The sequence below is a fragment of the Cohnella hongkongensis genome (assembly GCF_042654645.1).
GTDB classification, from domain to species: domain Bacteria; phylum Bacillota; class Bacilli; order Paenibacillales; family Paenibacillaceae; genus Cohnella; species Cohnella hongkongensis.
This window is the reverse complement of record NZ_JBHSEP010000027.1, coordinates 31,995-50,158: the sequence shown is the minus strand read 5'-3', so window position 1 is coordinate 50,158 and position 18,164 is coordinate 31,995. Positions and strand designations below refer to the sequence as shown.

The 18,164-nt window shown below is 58.4% G+C and carries 17 protein-coding genes and 1 other annotated feature; all 17 genes read left to right on the top strand.

The window, feature by feature from the left end:
* Positions 1–4 precede the first annotated feature (4 nt).
* The 17 genes from cysS to ACFO3S_RS25095 all read left to right on the top strand — a co-directional run bounded on the left by cysS (position 5) and on the right by ACFO3S_RS25095 (position 18,140).
* Positions 5–1,417, top strand: a complete 1,413-nt coding sequence (cysS, locus tag ACFO3S_RS25175; RefSeq protein WP_378101727.1) for a cysteine--tRNA ligase — start codon at positions 5–7, stop codon at positions 1,415–1,417.
* Complete coding sequence (locus ACFO3S_RS25170) at positions 1,414–1,860, top strand: Mini-ribonuclease 3 (RefSeq protein WP_378101725.1); 447 nt, start codon at positions 1,414–1,416, stop codon at positions 1,858–1,860. Before cysS ends, ACFO3S_RS25170 begins: the two co-directional genes overlap by 4 nt.
* 219 nt (positions 1,861–2,079) lie before the next feature.
* On the top strand, positions 2,080–2,874 hold the full coding sequence (gene rlmB, locus ACFO3S_RS25165; RefSeq protein ID WP_378101814.1) for a 23S rRNA (guanosine(2251)-2'-O)-methyltransferase RlmB: 795 nt from the start codon (positions 2,080–2,082) through the stop codon (positions 2,872–2,874).
* Entirely contained in the window at positions 2,867–3,415 is a 549-nt protein-coding gene (locus ACFO3S_RS25160) for an NYN domain-containing protein (protein WP_378101723.1), read from the top strand. The genes rlmB and ACFO3S_RS25160 overlap by 8 nt, the downstream gene beginning before the upstream one ends.
* Positions 3,416–3,586: 171 nt before the next feature.
* Positions 3,587–4,243: an RNA polymerase sporulation sigma factor SigH gene (gene sigH / locus ACFO3S_RS25155; RefSeq protein ID WP_378101720.1), complete on the top strand. Its 657-nt coding sequence runs from the start codon at positions 3,587–3,589 to the stop codon at positions 4,241–4,243.
* A 402-nt stretch (positions 4,244–4,645) separates the two neighbouring features.
* Entirely contained in the window at positions 4,646–4,795 is a 150-nt protein-coding gene (gene rpmG, locus ACFO3S_RS25150) for a 50S ribosomal protein L33 (RefSeq protein WP_094050645.1), read from the top strand.
* An 18-nt stretch (positions 4,796–4,813) separates the two neighbouring features.
* Positions 4,814–5,023 (top strand): preprotein translocase subunit SecE, encoded by a 210-nt coding sequence (gene secE / locus ACFO3S_RS25145; protein ID WP_094050676.1) that lies wholly within the window; start codon positions 4,814–4,816, stop codon positions 5,021–5,023.
* 25 nt (positions 5,024–5,048) lie between these two features.
* Positions 5,049–5,582 (top strand): transcription termination/antitermination protein NusG, encoded by a 534-nt coding sequence (gene nusG / locus ACFO3S_RS25140; protein WP_094050644.1) that lies wholly within the window; start codon positions 5,049–5,051, stop codon positions 5,580–5,582.
* Between the two features lie 84 nt (positions 5,583–5,666).
* Positions 5,667–6,092: a 50S ribosomal protein L11 gene (gene rplK / locus ACFO3S_RS25135; RefSeq protein ID WP_116065543.1), complete on the top strand. Its 426-nt coding sequence runs from the start codon at positions 5,667–5,669 to the stop codon at positions 6,090–6,092.
* 123 nt (positions 6,093–6,215) lie between these two features.
* Entirely contained in the window at positions 6,216–6,908 is a 693-nt protein-coding gene (rplA, locus tag ACFO3S_RS25130; protein WP_378101717.1) for a 50S ribosomal protein L1, read from the top strand.
* Between the two features lie 68 nt (positions 6,909–6,976).
* Positions 6,977–7,188 (top strand) — a sequence feature (ribosomal protein L10 leader region).
* 54 nt (positions 7,189–7,242) lie between these two features.
* Positions 7,243–7,743, top strand: coding sequence for a 50S ribosomal protein L10 (gene rplJ, locus ACFO3S_RS25125; RefSeq protein WP_378101715.1), 501 nt, complete (start codon positions 7,243–7,245; stop codon positions 7,741–7,743).
* A gap of 64 nt (positions 7,744–7,807) precedes the next feature.
* A complete protein-coding gene (rplL, locus tag ACFO3S_RS25120) occupies positions 7,808–8,176 on the top strand; it encodes a 50S ribosomal protein L7/L12 (protein ID WP_378101713.1) in 369 nt (122 codons plus the stop codon).
* 183 nt (positions 8,177–8,359) lie between these two features.
* A complete protein-coding gene (locus ACFO3S_RS25115; protein WP_378101711.1) occupies positions 8,360–8,974 on the top strand; it encodes a class I SAM-dependent methyltransferase in 615 nt (204 codons plus the stop codon).
* 248 nt (positions 8,975–9,222) lie between these two features.
* Positions 9,223–12,768 carry a DNA-directed RNA polymerase subunit beta gene (gene rpoB / locus ACFO3S_RS25110; protein WP_378101709.1) on the top strand — a complete coding sequence of 1,182 codons (3,546 nt, stop codon included), beginning with the start codon at positions 9,223–9,225 and terminating at the stop codon, positions 12,766–12,768.
* 45 nt (positions 12,769–12,813) lie between these two features.
* Entirely contained in the window at positions 12,814–16,437 is a 3,624-nt protein-coding gene (gene rpoC / locus ACFO3S_RS25105; protein WP_378101707.1) for a DNA-directed RNA polymerase subunit beta', read from the top strand.
* Positions 16,438–16,554: 117 nt separating this feature from the next.
* Entirely contained in the window at positions 16,555–17,439 is an 885-nt protein-coding gene (locus tag ACFO3S_RS25100) for an ATP-binding cassette domain-containing protein (protein WP_378101705.1), read from the top strand.
* Positions 17,436–18,140 (top strand): hypothetical protein, encoded by a 705-nt coding sequence (locus ACFO3S_RS25095; protein WP_378101703.1) that lies wholly within the window; start codon positions 17,436–17,438, stop codon positions 18,138–18,140. The genes ACFO3S_RS25100 and ACFO3S_RS25095 overlap by 4 nt, the downstream gene beginning before the upstream one ends.
* Positions 18,141–18,164: the final 24 nt, after the last annotated feature.

Sequence of the window (18,164 nt, the reverse complement as noted above, 5' to 3'; positions counted from 1 at the left end):
GCAAGTGAATCTGAACCTGTACAATAGCATGACCCGGGAGCTGGAGCCTTTCGTTCCGCGAGAGCCGGGAAAAGTGAATATGTATGTCTGCGGGCCGACGGTGTACGACTACATCCATATCGGCAACGCCAGACCGGTCATCTTCTTCGACGTCGTGAGGCGTTATCTGGAAGCGATCGGCTTCGAGGTCAACTACATCGTCAACTACACGGATGTAGATGATAAGATGATCCGCAAAGCGGCGGAGACGAACATGACGGTGCCCGAGCTGGCGGAGAAGTTCATCGCCGCCTTCAAGGAAGACCGGGAGGCGCTGGGCGCCAAGCCTCCGACCGTGTCGCCGCGGGTTACGGAAACGATCGACGAGATCGTCGAGTTCATTCGGGAGCTGGTCGAACAGGGCAAAGCATACGAAAGCAAGGGAGACGTCTACTTCCGCACGTCGACGTTCCCCGAATACGGCAAGCTGTCGCACAAAAATCTCGACGAGCTGCAGTACGGCATTCGGATCGAGGTCGACGAGCGCAAGGAAAATCCGCAGGACTTCGTTCTGTGGAAGGCGGCCAAGCCCGGCGAGATTCGCTGGCCAAGCCCTTGGGGGGAAGGTCGGCCGGGCTGGCATATCGAATGCTCGGCGATGGTGCGCAAGTTCGCGGGGGATACGCTCGACATTCACGGAGGGGGACACGACCTGCAGTTTCCCCACCACGAATGCGAGATCGCGCAGTCGGAGTCGCTGACGGGCAAGCCGCTGGCGCGTTACTGGATGCACAACGGCTTCGTGAACATCAACAACGAGAAAATGTCGAAATCTCTCGGCAACGGCGTTAACGTCCGGCAGATGCTTAAGGGCGCAAGCAGATACGCGATTCGCTACCTGATGCTGGCCACCCACTACCGCAGTCCGCTGAACTTCAGCGACGAGACGATCCGGCAGGCGAGCAGCAGCGTCGAGCGGCTGGCGAACTGCCGCGACAACGTGAAGCACCGGCTGTCGACGGTAGCCAAGGGCAGCCTCTCGCTGACGGCCGATGCGGAATTGAAGACTCGGCTCGAGAAACTTCGCGGCGACTTCCACGCCCGCATGCAGGACGATTTCAGCACGCCGGACGCGATAACGGCCTGGTTCGGCGTCGTCTCGGAAGCGAACGCGTATCTGCAGCGCGAGGTGGTCAGCGAGATCGATCTGCTGTTCATCGGGGAGCTGATCGGCGAGATGAACGGCATTCTCGGACTGCTGCCCGACGAAGCCGGCGCAGAGCTGCTGGACGAAGAGGTGGACGCGCTGATCGCCGAGCGTGCGGCCGCGCGGGCGAACCGCAATTTCGCGCGGGCGGACGAAATTCGCGACTTGCTGGCGGAACGGGGCATTCTGCTGGAAGACACGCCTCAAGGAATCCGCTGGCGCCGCAAATGACGAATCGTCCGCAGCCGCTCTCCGTCCCTCCCGTCATAGCGCCGCTCGTCCCGGCGGACGTGCCGGTAGGCCTGCTGTCCCCGATCGTGCTGGCTTACACGGGCGACGCCGTGTACGAAGTGTATATCCGCCAGCGGCTGGTCGCAGTCAGCAGCCGCAAGCCCCACGAGCTGCACCGAGCGGCGACGAAATACGTCTCCGCGGCCGCGCAGGCGAAGCTGCTGCAGCGCTGGACGCCCCTGCTGACGGAAGAGGAGGCGGATATCGTCCGGAGGGGACGCAATACGAAGTCCGGTCAGCCTCCCCGCAATGCCGACCCGGCGGACTACCGCCTCGCGACGGCGCTGGAATGTCTCGTCGGCTATCTGTATTACAAGGGAAACCGAGAGCGCCTGGAGCAGCTGATGGAAGTGGCCTTCGCTGACGCCGATCAGGCGCATTAAACGATAAAGGAAGATGAACGAATGGGCAACAATGATCCGAGATCCCCGGGAGGCCGCACCCCCCAAGGCCGGAAAGCGAACGCCGGAAGCGGCGGGCGGGGGCCGGGCGGAAAGCCGTCCCGGCGCGGCGAGGGCAAGGAGCCGCGACACGCCGGGCCGGCGCGCCGGCTTCCGGCCGACGAGCCGATCTTCGACGAGTCGTGGAGCCGGGAGGGGGGCCTGAAGAGCGAAGAGGAGTACGTCGTCGGCAAGCACCCCGTGCTGGAAGCGCTGAGGGCCGGCCGGTCGATCAATAAAATATTCGTCTATGCGCAGGCCCAGCGGTCTCTCGTGCAGCCGATTCTGGAAGAGGCGAAGTCGCGCGGCATCGTCGTTCAGCAGGTCGACAGAAGCAAGCTGGACCGGCTCGTTCCGGACATGCAGCACCAAGGCGTCGTCGCCCAGGCGGCGGCCGTCGCCTACGCCGACGTGGACGGGCTGCTGGCCCGCGCCGCCGAGCGGGGGGAGGCGCCGCTTCTCGTGCTGCTCGACGAGATCGAGGACCCGCATAATCTGGGCTCGATCCTGCGGACGGCCGACTGCACCGGCGTTCACGGCGTCATCGTCCCGAAGCGTCGAAGCGCCGGCTTGACCGCCGTCGTCGCCAAGACGTCGGCCGGAGCCGTCGAATACGTTCCGGTGGCCCGGGTGGCGAATCTGGTGCAGACGATGGAGAAGCTTAAGGAAGCGGGACTGTGGATCGCCGGCGCCGACGCGGGCGCCCCGGAGAGCTTCTACGGCACGAATCTGACCGGTCCGCTCGCCATCGTCATCGGCAACGAGGGGCAGGGCCTGTCCCGCCTCGTCAAGGAAAGATGCGACTTTATCCTGTCGCTCCCGATGGTCGGCCGGATCAATTCGTTGAACGCGTCCGTGGCCGCGGGAGTGCTGCTGTACGAAGTCGTTCGCCAGCGCGGGCAGGCGGCGCGGGGAGAAGCTTCGTCCTCGCCGGCGTCCTCGTCCGGCCATGCGTGAGAGGAGATCGTTCCAGAGGGAGGATGTTCTGCTGGTCGACGGGTATAACATCATCGGCTCGTGGCCGGAGTTGACCGAGCTGAAGGAAGAGCGGCTGGAGGACGCCCGGGACCGGCTGCTGGACATGCTGTCGGATTACCAGAGCTACGCGGGACTGGTCGTGATCGTCGTCTTCGACGCCTTCCGCGTGCCCGGAGCCGGCAAGGAGTACCGCCCCCGCAAAAAGTTCAGCGTCGTCTACACCCGCGAGCGGGAGACGGCCGACGAATGCACCGAACGGCTGGTCGGAGAGTGGCTGTCGGTCAAGCGCAACGTTTACGTCGCCACTTCCGATCTCGTCGAACAGCACGTCGTCCTCGGCCTCGGAGCGCTCCGCGTCTCCGCGCGGGAGCTGCTCCACGCGGTTCGGCAGAGCCGCGCCGACATCCGGACGGCCATCCGCAGCGATCGGCAGCTGAAGAAAAATCCGTTGGAGGGAGTTCTGCCGGAAGACGTGCAAAGGAGACTGGAACGGATGAGGAGGGGGCTTAAAGATTCTTGACGAAGGAGAGGCGGTCTTGTCGAAGCGTGGCTTTTATTTACAATTTTACCACCGCGGGTCGGAGGACAATCGCTTCTACTCCATTGACGCTATGCGATAGATCAAGTATATTGATAATAGTTTGGTAGAGTAAGAGGTTCCAGTACGCCAATGCAGACCGGAGGGATGTTCGTGAGCGTCGACTTGGAGAGACTGGCAACGCTTGAGTACGACTTCAGGGCCGACGAGGACATCGTTGAATTCGTTCGCTTGGGAGATAGCGAAGCGTTGGAGTACCTCATTCATAAGTATCGCAATTTCGTTCGCGCCAAGGCGCGATCCTACTTCCTGATCGGCGCGGAGCGGGAGGATATCGTGCAGGAAGGCATGATCGGTCTCTACAAGGCGATCAGAGATTTCAAGGGCGACAAGCTGGCTTCGTTCAAAGCCTTCGCCGAGCTCTGCATCACGCGGCAGATCATTACCGCAATCAAGACGGCTACCCGTCAGAAGCATATCCCTCTCAATTCCTACGTTTCTCTGGATAAGCCCATCTACGACGAAGACTCGGACCGAACGCTGCTCGACGTCATCTGCGGCTCCCGGGTATGCGATCCGGAGGAGATGATCATCAACCAGGAGGAGTTTTACGGCCTGGAGGACAAGATGACGGAGATATTGAGCGACCTGGAGCGCAAGGTGCTTATGCTTTATCTGGACGGGCGCTCGTACCAGGAAATCGCGGTCGACCTGGACCGGCACGTCAAGTCCATCGACAACGCGCTGCAGAGGGTCAAGCGCAAGCTGGAGCGATACTTGGAGATTCGCGACATCGGCAGCGAGCACTAATTCGATAGGCAATAAGCAAGAACGCACAAGCAGCCCATCCGAAGCTGCTTTTTTTACGGCCTTGAACCTTCCTGCGGAGAGTTCGGGGGACGATACATATGATAATATTTTGGGACCCGCGATTAATATGGAACGAAAACTGGAAGAATGATACTGAACCGGTGCCGGTTACGCCCAGACAGTTTTCGTTGACATCGATTTCCCCCTGTGATAAATTATTTTAGTAACCTTAACGTGGTTTCTTATGCGCTGGCTCAGAATCATCGGCGAAACACCAGGAATTGTTGTCTTGATGGCCCGCCCGTCGGATCGCGATTTCGAACTCGGCCTTGGTTCGCCAAGCTGGAGTTTCCGCCGAATGGTTGTATTTTTATGAAGTCATGGTCCCGGGAGGTGGAAGGGATGCGGGTGATCATCACGCTGGCTTGCACGAGCTGCAAGCAACGGAACTACACGTCGAGCAAGAATAAACGGACTCACGCCGATCGCATCGAGTTGAAGAAGTTCTGCAAATTTTGCAATGAACATACTCCTCATCGCGAGACGCGTTAACTCCTAGGAGGTATGAAAGTGACTTTCCTGGCCAAAATGAAGCAAAACTTTGGGTCCTTTTTTTCGTTTTTTGCCGATAGCTGGAACGAACTAAAGAAAGTCCGCTGGCCCAACCGGAAAGAGCTCGTCAGCTACACGATCATCGTTATTGTGACCGTGGTTCTGGTGACGATCTACTTCTGGGTGCTGGACATCGGTATTTCATCCCTCGTCGATATGATCATCTGACGCAGGAACCAAAGGTGGCTTTTCCATGGAGAAAAGATGGTACGTAGTGCACACGTATTCCGGGTACGAGAACAAGGTTAAGGCGAACCTGGAGAAACGCGTGGAATCTATGGGTATGCAAGACAAGATCTTCCGCGTTCTCGTGCCGATGGAAGAAGAGATCGTCAACAAGGACGGCAAGAAAAAGACGGTTATGCGCAAAGTGTATCCGGGCTACGTCCTCGTGGAGATGATCCAGACGGACGATTCTTGGTACGTGGTCCGAAACACGCCGGGCGTTACCGGCTTTGTCGGCTCCACCGGATCGGGATCGAAGCCGACCGCTCTTCTGCCTGACGAAGTAGAAGGCATTCTGCGTCACATGGGCATGGACGAGCCGAAGCCGGTCATCGATTTCGAACTGAAAGAGAACGTCCGCGTCAAGGTCGGGCCCTTCGCCAATTTTGTCGGATCCGTGGAAGAGATTCTCGCCGACAAGAGCAAGCTGAAGGTGCACGTCAACATGTTTGGCAGGGAAACCCCGGTTGAGTTGGATTTCACTCAAGTGGAGAAGATATAATATCTTTGCAGTTTGGGTTTCTTGAAAGAGCGGGAGGGACGCAAGTTCCGTTAAACCGCATCATGGGTCAGGGAGGTGTGCAACATGGCAAAAAAAGTGATTAAGCTGGTAAAGTTGCAAGTTAACGCGGGTAAAGCTAACCCTGCGCCGCCGATCGGTCCTGCGCTCGGTCAAGCTGGCGTTAACATCATGCAATTCTGTAAAGAGTTCAACGCTCGCACGGCGGATCAAGCCGGCCTGGTAATTCCGGTCGTCATTTCCGTATACGAGGATCGCTCCTTCACGTTCGAGACGAAAACTCCTCCGGCAGCGGTACTGCTTCGCGTAGCCGCAGGAATCCAAAAAGGTTCCGGCGAGCCGAACAAGAAGAAAGTCGCTACGGTCAAGCGCGCGAAAGTTCGCGAGATCGCCGAGCAGAAGATGCAGGACTTGAACGCGGCTTCCGTTGAAGCTGCGATGCGTATGGTCGAAGGCACGGCCCGCAGCATGGGCGTCGCGATCGAAGACTAATCGCCGAATTCGGCGGTTGTACGCGTCCGTACGGACGCGCAAGTGGGAGGAACAATCCGGGTCGTTCCGAAGCGGAATGCGGATTGAACACACCGTTACTACCACAATGAGGAGGAGAACAACTTGGCTAAACATGGGAAGAAGTTCAGAGAAGCCGCCAAGCTGATCGACCGCGACGCGACCTACGAATCGTTGGAAGCGATCGAGCTCGTGAAGAAAGCGGCAACGGCCAAATTCGACGAAACCGTCGAAGCCGCCGTCCGTCTCGGCGTCGATCCGAGAAAGCAAGACCAAGCGGTGCGCGGCGTAGTCGTCCTGCCTCACGGCACCGGCAAAACGCAGCGCGTTCTCGTATTCGCGAAAGGCGACAAGCTGAAAGAAGCTGAAGCCGCAGGAGCGGATTACGTAGGGGATGCCGATCTCATCAACAAAATCCAGCAAGGATGGTTCGAGTTCGACGTCTGCGTCGCCACTCCGGACATGATGGGCGAAGTCGGCAAGCTCGGCCGTATTCTCGGGGGCAAAGGCTTGATGCCGAACCCTAAGGCTGGCACCGTAACGAACGACGTTGCGAAGGCCATCCAGGAGATTAAAGCCGGTAAGATCGAATACCGTCTGGACAAAGCCGGACAAATTCACGCACCGATCGGCAAAGTCTCGTTCGACGCCGAGAAGCTCAACGAGAACCTGAAAGCTCTGATCGACGCGCTGAACCGCGCTAAGCCAGCTTCCGCCAAAGGAATCTACCTGAAGAACATCTCGATTTCTTCGACGATGGGACCGGGCGCTCGCGTGAACGCGGCGGCGTATCGCTAATCCGGCGAGGAAGATGGGAACAAACGGTCTTTGACACCGGATTCCTTAAGTGGTAATCTGGTGAAGTTGACAAACGAATATGGATACCGTAGACCGTAGGTGCTGGGTGCGAGCGCAATGGGCGGCATTCGCCGACTATTATGACCGTCACCATGCTTAATTTCCTACCGAGGTGTGTGAATAGAGCTTTTCTTGTACGCCGGGCGTTGGAGCGTCCGCGCGTGCAAGCGAGATCGTGCCATGCCTCCGCAACGTCTGCGGGGGCATTCTTTATGCCCCGGGAACGAGCGGCAAGCGATACGGAGTATCCAACCAATCATAGGAGGTGCACACAATGGCAAACGCGAAAATCATCGCGGCGAAACAGCAGGAAGTCGATACGATCGCAGCGAAGCTCCGCGAAAGCAGCAGCACGGTCGTCGCCGACTATCGCGGCCTGAACGTGGCGCAAGTGACGCAGCTTCGCAAGCAGCTGCGCGAAGCCGGCGTCGAATTCCAGGTTCTGAAAAATTCCTTGGTCAGCCGTGCGGCGGCAGCCGTGGATCTGAGCGAGCTCGACAGCATTCTGACCGGTCCGACAGCCGTTGCGTTCAGCGCCGACGCGGTTGCGCCGGCTAAAGTTCTGAGCGACTTCGCGAAGAAGAACGAAGCTCTGAAGATTAAGGGCGGCGTCGTCGAAGGCCGTTACGTGGACGCGGCTCAAGTCAAAGCGCTGGCGGATCTTCCGTCCCGCGAAGGCTTGCTGTCCATGCTGCTTAGCGTGCTTCAAGCGCCGGTTCGCAACTTTGCCCTTGCCGTCAAAGCGGTATCGGACAAGAACGAAGCAAGCGCGTAACCTGGATTCGAACGAATATCAAATAAAGCAGATCATCTGATCTCAATACATGGAGGATACACAAATGAGCAAAGAGCAAATCTTGGAAGCCATCAAATCGATGACGGTTCTCGAACTGAACGATCTCGTTAAAGCAATCGAAGAAGAATTCGGCGTAACGGCTGCGGCTCCTGTCGCTGTCGTCGCAGGCGGAGCAGGCGCAGGCGAAGCCGCTGCCGAGCAAAGCGAATTCGACGTCGTACTGACCGACGCCGGCGCTTCCAAAATCAACGTCATCAAAGCGGTTCGCGAAATTACGGGCCTCGGCTTGAAAGAAGCGAAAGACCTCGTAGACAACGCTCCGAAGCCGGTGAAAGAGAAAGCTTCTAAAGAGGAAGCCGACGCGATCAAGGCGAAGCTTGAAGAAGCCGGCGCTAAAGTAGAAGTAAAATAAGCGGCGGGACCTTACGAACCCCTTGAAGATTTTCTTCGAGGGGTTTGTTCATGCGCAAAGTTGATCATGCTTAAAATACGCGTTCCAAAAGTCCGGTTTTTCTCGGGATGCTGGATCGAAGGCCGTCCCGCTTGACGAACCTATCGCGAAGGCGTCCCGGCCGGTGTGCGGAGGGAATAGAGGATGAACGATCATTATTATTCGTCGAAACCCCGATCGGAGAGCGACAGGCGCATCATCGATACGACGCTGCGAGGCATTCGCTTAAGGCTGACGTCGGATGCGGGCGTGTTTTCGCGGGACGGGGTGGACTACGGCAGTCGGGTGCTGATCGAACATATGGCGATTCCGGCGGATGCCCGGGTTCTGGATGTCGGCTGCGGATACGGACCGATCGGTCTCGTCGCGGCCCGCCTCGCGCCGCAAGGACATGTCACCCTGATCGATATTAACGAGAGGGCGGTCGAGCTGGCCAAGCTGAACGCGGAGGCGAACGGCATCCGCAACGTTTCGTTCGCGCAGAGCGATCTGTACGATGCGGTTCAGGACGAGCGCTTCGACATGATTCTCTCCAATCCGCCCATTCGCGCGGGGAAGGCGGTCGTTCACCGCATTCTCTCCGAAGCCTACGACCGGCTGAATCCGGACGGGGAGCTATGGATCGTGATCCAGAACAAGCAGGGAGCCCCTTCGGCTAGAGCCAAGCTGGAAGAAATTTTTGGCGAGGACGAAGTCTCGGAAGCGGCCAAGGATAAGGGATATCGCATCTATCGAGCGGCACGCCGAAAAAATGAATAAAAAATTTGACTTGACATTTTCGCTATGGTATTATTAAAAAATGTCAGTATTAGGATGGGCTAATTGTCTTCAACTCAAAAATGCCCTCAAACTCCAGTCCTTATCCCGGGAATAAAATCGCGCCGATTGGCGTATAATGGGTTTGTTTTGGGGTAAGGGCAGGATGAGTTGCCATTGTGCCGCCTATCGGCGCATAAGTGGCTTTTCTTTGTTTATGTGTTGAAGCAGACTTAAGGGGTGAGGTTAAGTTGGCAGGACATCTTGTTCAGTATGGCCGCCGTTCGCGGCGCAGCTACGCCCGCATTAATGAAGTGTTGGACGTTCCGAACCTGATCGAAATCCAGCAGCAATCGTACCAGAAATTTTTGGACGAGGGTTTGCGGGAAATTTTTCAGGACATTTCGCCGATCTCCGATTTCACGGGCAATCTGGTGCTGGAGTTCATCGACTACAGCCTGGGCGAGCCCAAATATTCGGTAGACGAGTCGAAGGAACGCGATGTCACCTTCGCAGCTCCGCTTCGCGTGAAAGTCCGGTTGCTCAACAAGGAAACCGGAGAAGTGAAGGAGCAGGAAGTGTTCATGGGCGATTTTCCGCTCATGACCGAGACGGGCACTTTCATTATCAACGGTGCGGAACGCGTTATCGTCAGTCAATTGGTGCGCTCCCCAAGTGTCTATTTCAGTACGAAAGTGGATAAGAACGGCAAGAAGAACTACACTGCCACCATCATTCCGAATCGCGGAGCCTGGCTTGAGCTGGAGACGGATGCTAAAGATATTATATACGTGCGGATCGATCGTACGCGGAAAATTCCCGTTACGGTGCTTCTTCGCGCGCTTGGTTTCGGGACCGATGCGGAGATTCTCGAGCTGCTCGGACAAGACGATTTCATTCGCAACACGCTCGAGAAGGACAACACCGACTCGACCGAGAAGGCGCTCATCGAGATCTACGAGCGACTGCGCCCCGGCGAGCCGCCTACGCTCGAGAACGCCCGCAGCTTGCTGATCGCCCGCTTCTTCGATCCGAAGCGCTACGATCTGGCGAACGTCGGCCGCTACAAGGTCAACAAGAAGCTGCACATCAAGAACCGCTTGTTTAACCAACGTCTCGCGGAAACGCTGGTCGATCCTTCGACGGGCGAGATTATCGCCGAAGCCGGCCAGATGATCGACCGCAGATTGCTCGATCAGATTCTTCCGATGCTCGAGAGCAACGTCGGCTTCAGAAATTATCGCGTCGCCGGCGGCATTTACGAATCGGAGGACATTCCGCTGCAGGCGATCAACGTATTCTCGCCGATCGAAGACGGTAAAGTCGTGAAGATCATCTCCAACGGCATTATCGACAAGACGGTGAAGAACATTACGCCGGCGGACATTATCGCGTCCATCAACTATTTCATGAACCTGCTTCAGGGCATCGGCAATACCGACGACATCGACCACCTGGGCAACCGTCGTCTGCGTTCCGTCGGCGAACTGCTGCAGAACCAGTTCCGCATCGGTCTGTCCCGGATGGAACGGGTCGTTCGAGAACGGATGTCGATCCAGGATCAGAACGCCATCACGCCGCAAGCGCTGATTAACATTCGTCCGGTTATCGCGGCCATCAAGGAGTTTTTCGGCTCCTCGCAGCTGTCGCAGTTCATGGACCAGACGAACCCGCTGGCCGAGCTGACCCACAAGCGCCGTCTGTCCGCGCTCGGACCGGGCGGTCTGACGCGGGAACGCGCGGGCTTCGAGGTGCGGGACGTTCATAACTCCCACTATGGCCGGATGTGTCCGATCGAGACGCCGGAGGGACCGAACATCGGTCTGATCAACTCCCTGTCGTCGTTCGCGAGAATTAACGAATACGGCTTTATCGAGGCGCCGTATCGCAAAGTCGATCCGAACACGAACCGGGTTACGGACGAGATCGTCTACATGACCGCGGACGAAGAGGACAACTACATCATTGCGCAGGCGAACGCGAAGCTGAATCCGGACGGAACGTTCGCGGAAGAGAATATTATCGTCCGCTATAACAAGCAGACCGATAATATCTTGACGATGCCGAGCGATCGGGTCGACTACATGGACGTCTCGCCGAAGCAGGTCGTGTCCGTGGCGACGGCGATGATTCCGTTCCTCGAGAACGACGACTCGAACCGCGCGCTGATGGGTTCGAACATGCAGCGTCAAGCCGTTCCGCTGCTCATTCCGGAGGCTCCTTTCGTCGGCACGGGCATGGAGCACAAGTCCGCGAAGGACTCCGGGGTATGTATTGTATCCAAATATGACGGATATATCGAACGAGTGTCTGCCAATGAAATCCAGCTTCGCCGGGTCGAGGTGATCGACGGCAAGGAAGTCAAGGGCGACATCGTCAAATACAAGCTGCAGAAATTTATGCGTTCCAACCAAGGGACGTGCATTAACCAGCGGCCTCTCGTTCGCCGCGGCGACGTGATCAAGAAGGGCGACATTATGGCTGACGGTCCTTCCACGGACAACGGCGAGCTGGCTCTCGGCCGCAACGTCGTCGTCGCCTTCATGACGTGGGAAGGCTACAACTACGAGGATGCGATTCTGCTGTCCGAGAAGCTTGTGCGCGAAGACGTCTATACCTCGATCCATATCGAGGAGTACGAATCGGAGGCGCGGGATACGAAGCTCGGGCCGGAAGAAATTACGCGCGACATCCCGAACGTCGGGGAAGACGCGCTTCGCAATCTTGACGAGCGCGGCATCATCCGCGTCGGCGCCGAGATCAGCGCGGGCGACATTCTCGTCGGCAAGGTGACGCCGAAGGGCGTAACGGAGCTGACGGCGGAAGAGCGTCTGCTGCATGCGATCTTCGGCGAGAAGGCCCGCGAAGTCCGCGATACGTCGCTGCGCGTTCCTCACGGTACGGACGGCATCGTCGTCGACGTGAAGGTGTTCACCCGCGAGAACGGCGACGAGCTGCCTCCGGGAGTCAACCAGCTGGTCCGCGCCTACATCGCCCAGAAGCGGAAAATTTCCGAGGGCGACAAGATGGCGGGCCGCCACGGCAACAAAGGGGTTATCGCCCGGATATTGCCGGAGGAGGATATGCCGTTCCTGCCGGACGGAACGCCGGTACAGGTCGTTCTGAATCCGCTCGGGGTTCCTTCCCGGATGAATATCGGGCAGGTGCTCGAGGTTCACCTCGGCATGGCCTGCAAGCTGCTCGGCATTCACGCCGCGACGCCGGTATTCGACGGAGCGACCGAGCACGATGTCTTCGACACGATGGAAGAGGCCGGCATGGCCCGCAACGGCAAGTGGCGTCTGCGCGACGGCCGCACGGGAGAGTTTTTCGAGCGCGAAGTTACCGTCGGCGTCATGTACATGATCAAGCTGGCGCACATGGTCGACGACAAGATTCACGCCCGTTCCACCGGTCCATACTCGCTCGTTACGCAGCAGCCGCTCGGCGGTAAAGCCCAGTTCGGCGGCCAGCGCTTCGGGGAGATGGAGGTATGGGCGCTCGAGGCTTACGGCGCGGCCTATACGCTTCAAGAGATTCTGACCGTCAAGTCGGACGACGTCGTCGGCCGCGTGAAGACGTACGAATCGATCGTCAAGGGCGAGAACGTTCCGGAGCCGGGCGTTCCCGAATCGTTCAAAGTATTGATCAAGGAGCTCCAGAGCTTGGGCATGGATGTCAAGATTCTGTCCGGGGACGAACAGGAGATCGAAATGAAGGAAATCGACGACGACGACGATTCCGCTGGAGATAAGCTGAATCTGAATCTCGAAGGTTCCGAAGTCGGCGTCGAATAACTTTAGGATCCGAAATCTTAGCAACGATGAAGGAGGGCTTGCTCCTTGTTAGACGTCAATAACTTTGAGTTTATGAAGATCGGTTTGGCTTCGCCCGACAAGATCAGATCCTGGTCGAGAGGCGAAGTCAAGAAGCCGGAAACGATAAACTACCGGACGTTAAAGCCGGAAAAAGAAGGCTTGTTCTGCGAGAAGATTTTCGGACCGACGAAGGACTGGGAATGTCATTGCGGCAAGTATAAGAGAGTGCGTTACAAAGGCGTCGTCTGCGATCGCTGCGGCGTCGAAGTGACGCGGGCCAAGGTGCGCCGCGAGCGGATGGGTCATATCGAGCTGGCCGCTCCGGTGTCGCATATCTGGTACTTCAAGGGCATCCCGAGCCGCATGGGTCTCGCGCTGGATATGTCTCCCCGTTCGCTCGAGGAGATCATCTACTTCGCTTCCTATGTCGTGACGGATCCGGGAGACACGCCGCTAGAGAAGAAGCAGCTGCTCTCCGAGAAGGAATACCGCAGCTACCGGGACAAGTACGGCTATGCGTTCCATGCGGGCATGGGCGCCGAAGCGGTCAAAAAGCTGCTGCAGGACATCGATCTCGACCGCGAGCTGGAGACGCTCAAGGAAGAGCTGCGCACGGCCCAGGGCCAGCGCCGCAACCGCGCGATCAAGCGTCTGGAAGTCATCGAGTCGTTCCGCAATTCCGGCAACCTGCCGGATTGGATGATCCTCGACGTGCTGCCGGTCATTCCTCCGGAGCTGCGCCCGATGGTTCAGCTGGACGGCGGACGCTTCGCGACGAGCGACCTGAACGACCTGTACCGCCGCGTCATCAACCGGAACAACCGGCTGAAGCGTCTGCTCGACCTGGGCGCGCCGGACATTATCGTGCAGAACGAGAAGCGGATGCTGCAGGAAGCCGTCGACGCGCTGATCGACAACGGCCGCCGCGGCCGCCCGGTTACGGGTCCCGGCAATCGTCCGCTGAAATCGCTCAGCCACATGCTGAAGGGAAAACAAGGCCGCTTCCGTCAGAACCTGCTCGGCAAGCGGGTCGACTACTCCGGACGTTCCGTTATCGTCGTAGGGCCGAGCCTGAGAATGTATCAGTGCGGTCTTCCGAAGGAGATGGCGCTGGAGCTGTTCAAGCCTTTCGTCATGAAGGAGCTCGTGCTGAAAGGTCTGGCCCACAACATCAAGAGCGCGAAGCGCAAAGTCGAACGCGTCAGCCCTGAAGTGTGGGACGTGCTGGAAGAAGTGATCAAGGAGCATCCGGTGCTTCTGAACCGCGCCCCTACGCTGCACAGATTGGGCATTCAAGCGTTCGAGCCGGTTCTGGTCGAAGGCCGCGCCATCAAGCTGCACCCGCTCGTCTGTACGGCGTACAACGCCGACTTCGACGGCGACCAGATGGCCGTGCACGTACCGCTGTCTGCGGAAGCTCAAGCGGAAGCGCGCTTGCTGATGCTGGCCGCGGGCAACATCCTGAACCCGAAGGACGGCAAGCCGGTCGTTACGCCATCTCAGGATATGGTTCTTGGCTGCTACTATCTGACGATGGACAACAACAAGGCTTACGGCTCCGGTCTGCGCTTCGCCAACGTCAACGAAGCGATCTCCGCTTACCAGCGCGGCACGGAAGGCATCTCGCTGCACGCCCGCGTCGTTATTCCGGTTAAGGAACTGAAGAAGAAGACGTTCACGCCGGAGCAGCAGGAAGCGCTGATCGTCACGACAATCGGCAAAATTATTTTCAACGAAATTTTCCCGGACACGTTCCCTTATATCAACGAGGCGACAAAAGAAAACCTCGTGAAAGGTACGCCGGATAAATATTTCATCTACGAAAAAGGCGCCGACATCTCGAAGTATATCGAAGATCCGGCCGTTCCGGGAGCCGTCGGCAAAGAGTATCTGGGCAACATTATCGGAGAATGCTTCCGCATCTACCATACGACCCAGACGTCGGTCATTCTGGACAACATCAAGCAGCTCGGATTTACGTATTCGACTCGCGCGGGCATTACGATCGGCATCGCCGACGTCGTCGTGCCGCAGGAGAAGCAGGACATTCTGAGCAAATCCGAAGAGCGCGTTAAAGTCGTTACGACGCAGTATCGGCGCGGCCTCATCACGAACGAGGAACGCCGCGACCGCGTTATCGAAATCTGGAGCAAGACGAAGGACGAGATTACGGACATTCTGATGAAGTCCATGGATCGCTACAACAGCATCATGCTGATGGTCGATTCCAAGGCGCGGGGCAACAAGTCGCAGATCACCCAGCTGGGCGGCATGCGCGGCCTGATGGCCAACCCGTCCGGACGGATCATCGAGCTCCCGATCAAGTCGAACTTCCGCGAAGGCCTCACCGTCCTGGAGTACTTCATCTCCACGCACGGCGCGCGGAAAGGTCTCGCCGATACGGCTCTTCGTACCGCCGACTCGGGTTATCTGACCCGCCGTCTCGTCGACGTGGCTCAGGACGTGATCGTTCGCGAGGACGATTGCGGCACCGACAAAGGCATTACCGTCACCCGGATCGAGGACGGCAAAGAGGTCATCGAAGATCTGTTCGACCGGATCGAAGGCCGCTACGCGTTCGAGACGATCCGCCATCCGGAGACGAAAGAGATTATCGCGCACCGCAACGATCTGATCGATACGCCTAAGGCGGAAGAAATCGTCCGCGCGGGCATCAAGAGCATTCAGATTCGTTCCGTACTCAGCTGCCGCGCTCGTCACGGCGTCTGCAAGCTCTGCTACGGACGCAATCTGGCGACCGGCAAGCAGGTCGAGATCGGGGAATCCGTCGGCATTATCGCCGCTCAGTCGATCGGCGAGCCGGGAACCCAGCTTACGATGCGCACGTTCCACACCGGGGGCGTCGCCGGAGACGACATCACGCAAGGTTTGCCGCGGATCCAGGAGCTGTTCGAGGCCCGGAACCCGAAAGGCCAAGCGATCATCTCCGAGCTCGACGGCGTCGTGAAAGAGATCCGCGAGACGAAGGATCGCCGCGAAATCGAGCTTCAGGGCGGAGCGGAATCGAAGATCTACCCGGTCAGCTACGGCTCGCGCATTCGCGTCGTTCAAGGCCAGCAGGTCGAGGCCGGCGACGAGCTGACGGACGGCTCCATCGATCCGAAAGAGATGCTGCGCATCAAAGGGATCCGGGGCGTGCAGAACTACATTCTGCAAGAGGTGCAGCGCGTATACCGGAACCAGGGCGTTGAGATCAACGACAAGCATATCGAGGTTATGATCAAGCAGATGCTTCGCAAAATCCGCATCGTCGATCCGGGCGATACGAACCTGCTCCCCGGAGCGTTCGTCGACCTTCACGAATACGAAGCGGCCAACCGCGAAGCGATCCTGTCCGACAAGGAGCCGGCGGTTGCCCGTCCGGTATTGCTGGGGATCACGAAGGCGTCTCTCGAGACCGATTCGTTCCTGTCGGCGGCGTCCTTCCAGGAGACGACGCGCGTTCTGACCGACGCCGCAATCAAGGGCAAAGTCGATCGCTTGCTCGGCCTCAAGGAGAACGTCATTATCGGGAAGCTCATTCCGGCAGGCACGGGGATGGCTCGCTACCGCAACATCAAAGTCGTGTCCCCGTTTGATGAGCAAACGGACGAGACGGCGGAGCTGGAGCCGGTCGGCGCGGAATAAGAGAGAGGCGCGCAAGCGCGAGAAACGGATGCCGGGAACGGCATCCGTTTCTTTATGCGTTTGCCGGACGAGAATCCGATGGCGGAAGTCCGCGCCTCGGGAGAAGGAGGGACGTTCATGGTCAAAGCGTCGGACAACGCGAAGGAGTCCACCCCGTTGGTGAAGCTTGTCGAGATCGACCGGATATACGCCGGCAAAGCCGCGTTGGAAAAGCTGTCCCTGTCGATCGGCGCGGGCGAGGTCGTGGCGCTGCTCGGGCGTAACGGCTCGGGGAAAAGCACGCTGCTCAAGGCGATTAGCGGGCTCGGGGCGCTGGACGCAGGAAAGAGGCTTGCCCGCGTCCCCCTCAAGCGGATCGGGTTCGCGCCCGATCGCTTCCCCAAGCTGCGGTTTACCGCGGAAGAGTATTTGCGCGCGATGGGGAGCATCAGAGGGATGAAGGCCGAGGCTCTCGAGCGGAGAATCGCTGATCTTATGGAGACGTTTCGGCTGCCGAACGGGAAGGGGCGCCTGGACACATTCTCCAAAGGAATGCTGCAGAAGGTCAATCTGATGCAGGCTCTGCTGGAAGAACCGGATCTGCTCTTGCTGGACGAGCCGCTATCCGGCCTGGACACCGGGACGCAAGAAGAACTGATGCAGACGCTCGCGCGGCTCAACTCCGGCGGCATGGCGATCGTGTTCTCTACGCACGAACCGGAACTCGTGGACCGGCTGGCGGATCGGGTCGTCATGCTGGAGAACGGGAAGGTCGAGTCGATAAGCGCTCCTCGGTCTCGGACGTCGAAGGCATGCGTCGCAATCGTCTTCACGCTCGACGACGAGACGGCGGAGACCGTATTCGGAGCGGCGGAAGGCGTTCTCTTAACGTACAAGGAGCGCGGAATGTGGGCGGTTCATATCGAAGCCGGACGCTCCGACCGGTTTCTGGGGTCCGTGCTGGCGGCGGGCGGATCGATCCGCTCGGTCGCGGAAGCGAATCGGGAGGACGAACGGATATGATCGGATTAATGCGTTTCGCGTTCAAGGATTACGTCCGATCTTATCGTTACGTAGCGCCGATGATCTGCTACGCGCTTGTTCTCGGCTTTATCTACGGCGTCGCTCCGAATCCCGTCATGCCGAGTTATTCGTTGACCGCGTCCTTCATGTTCGTCGTCTCGGTCTGGCTCGCCTTCGGCTATGTCGATGCCGAACGGGAGACGCAGCAGATCGTCGGCGTCCTGCACGCGGGCAATCTCTACAAATATTACCTTGGCCGGGCGCTGCCGCTGGTCTTGATCGTCGCCGCATTGTCGCTGGCTACGACAGTCTATCCGATCTTGCTCGCGAGATTCGACAGGCAGCCCGGCGCAGGCGAGATGTTGGCCGCGTACGTTGCCCATCTGGGCTTGTCGCTGCTGGGAATGGCCTTATCCTATCTATTCACGAACAAGCTAGTCCGCAAACTAAGCGAGGCGGTCATCGGCCTCATTCTGGTCGTCGCCGTCTCGCTCGCGGGCGGCGGCATTCGCGAGGCGCTGCCCGACTCCGTCCGGTTTCTGGCTTCGCTGCTTCCGCCGGTATTTCCGCTGATCGACGCCTTGAACGAGTATCACGACTTCCGGCCGATGGACAAAGCGATCGTCTTGTTAGCGCCTTACGGTTACAGCGCCGTTTTATTCTGTATTTTCCTTCGGTTGATGGGCAAGAGGAAGTTTTAAGACGGGCCCCGGAAAAGCGCTTGA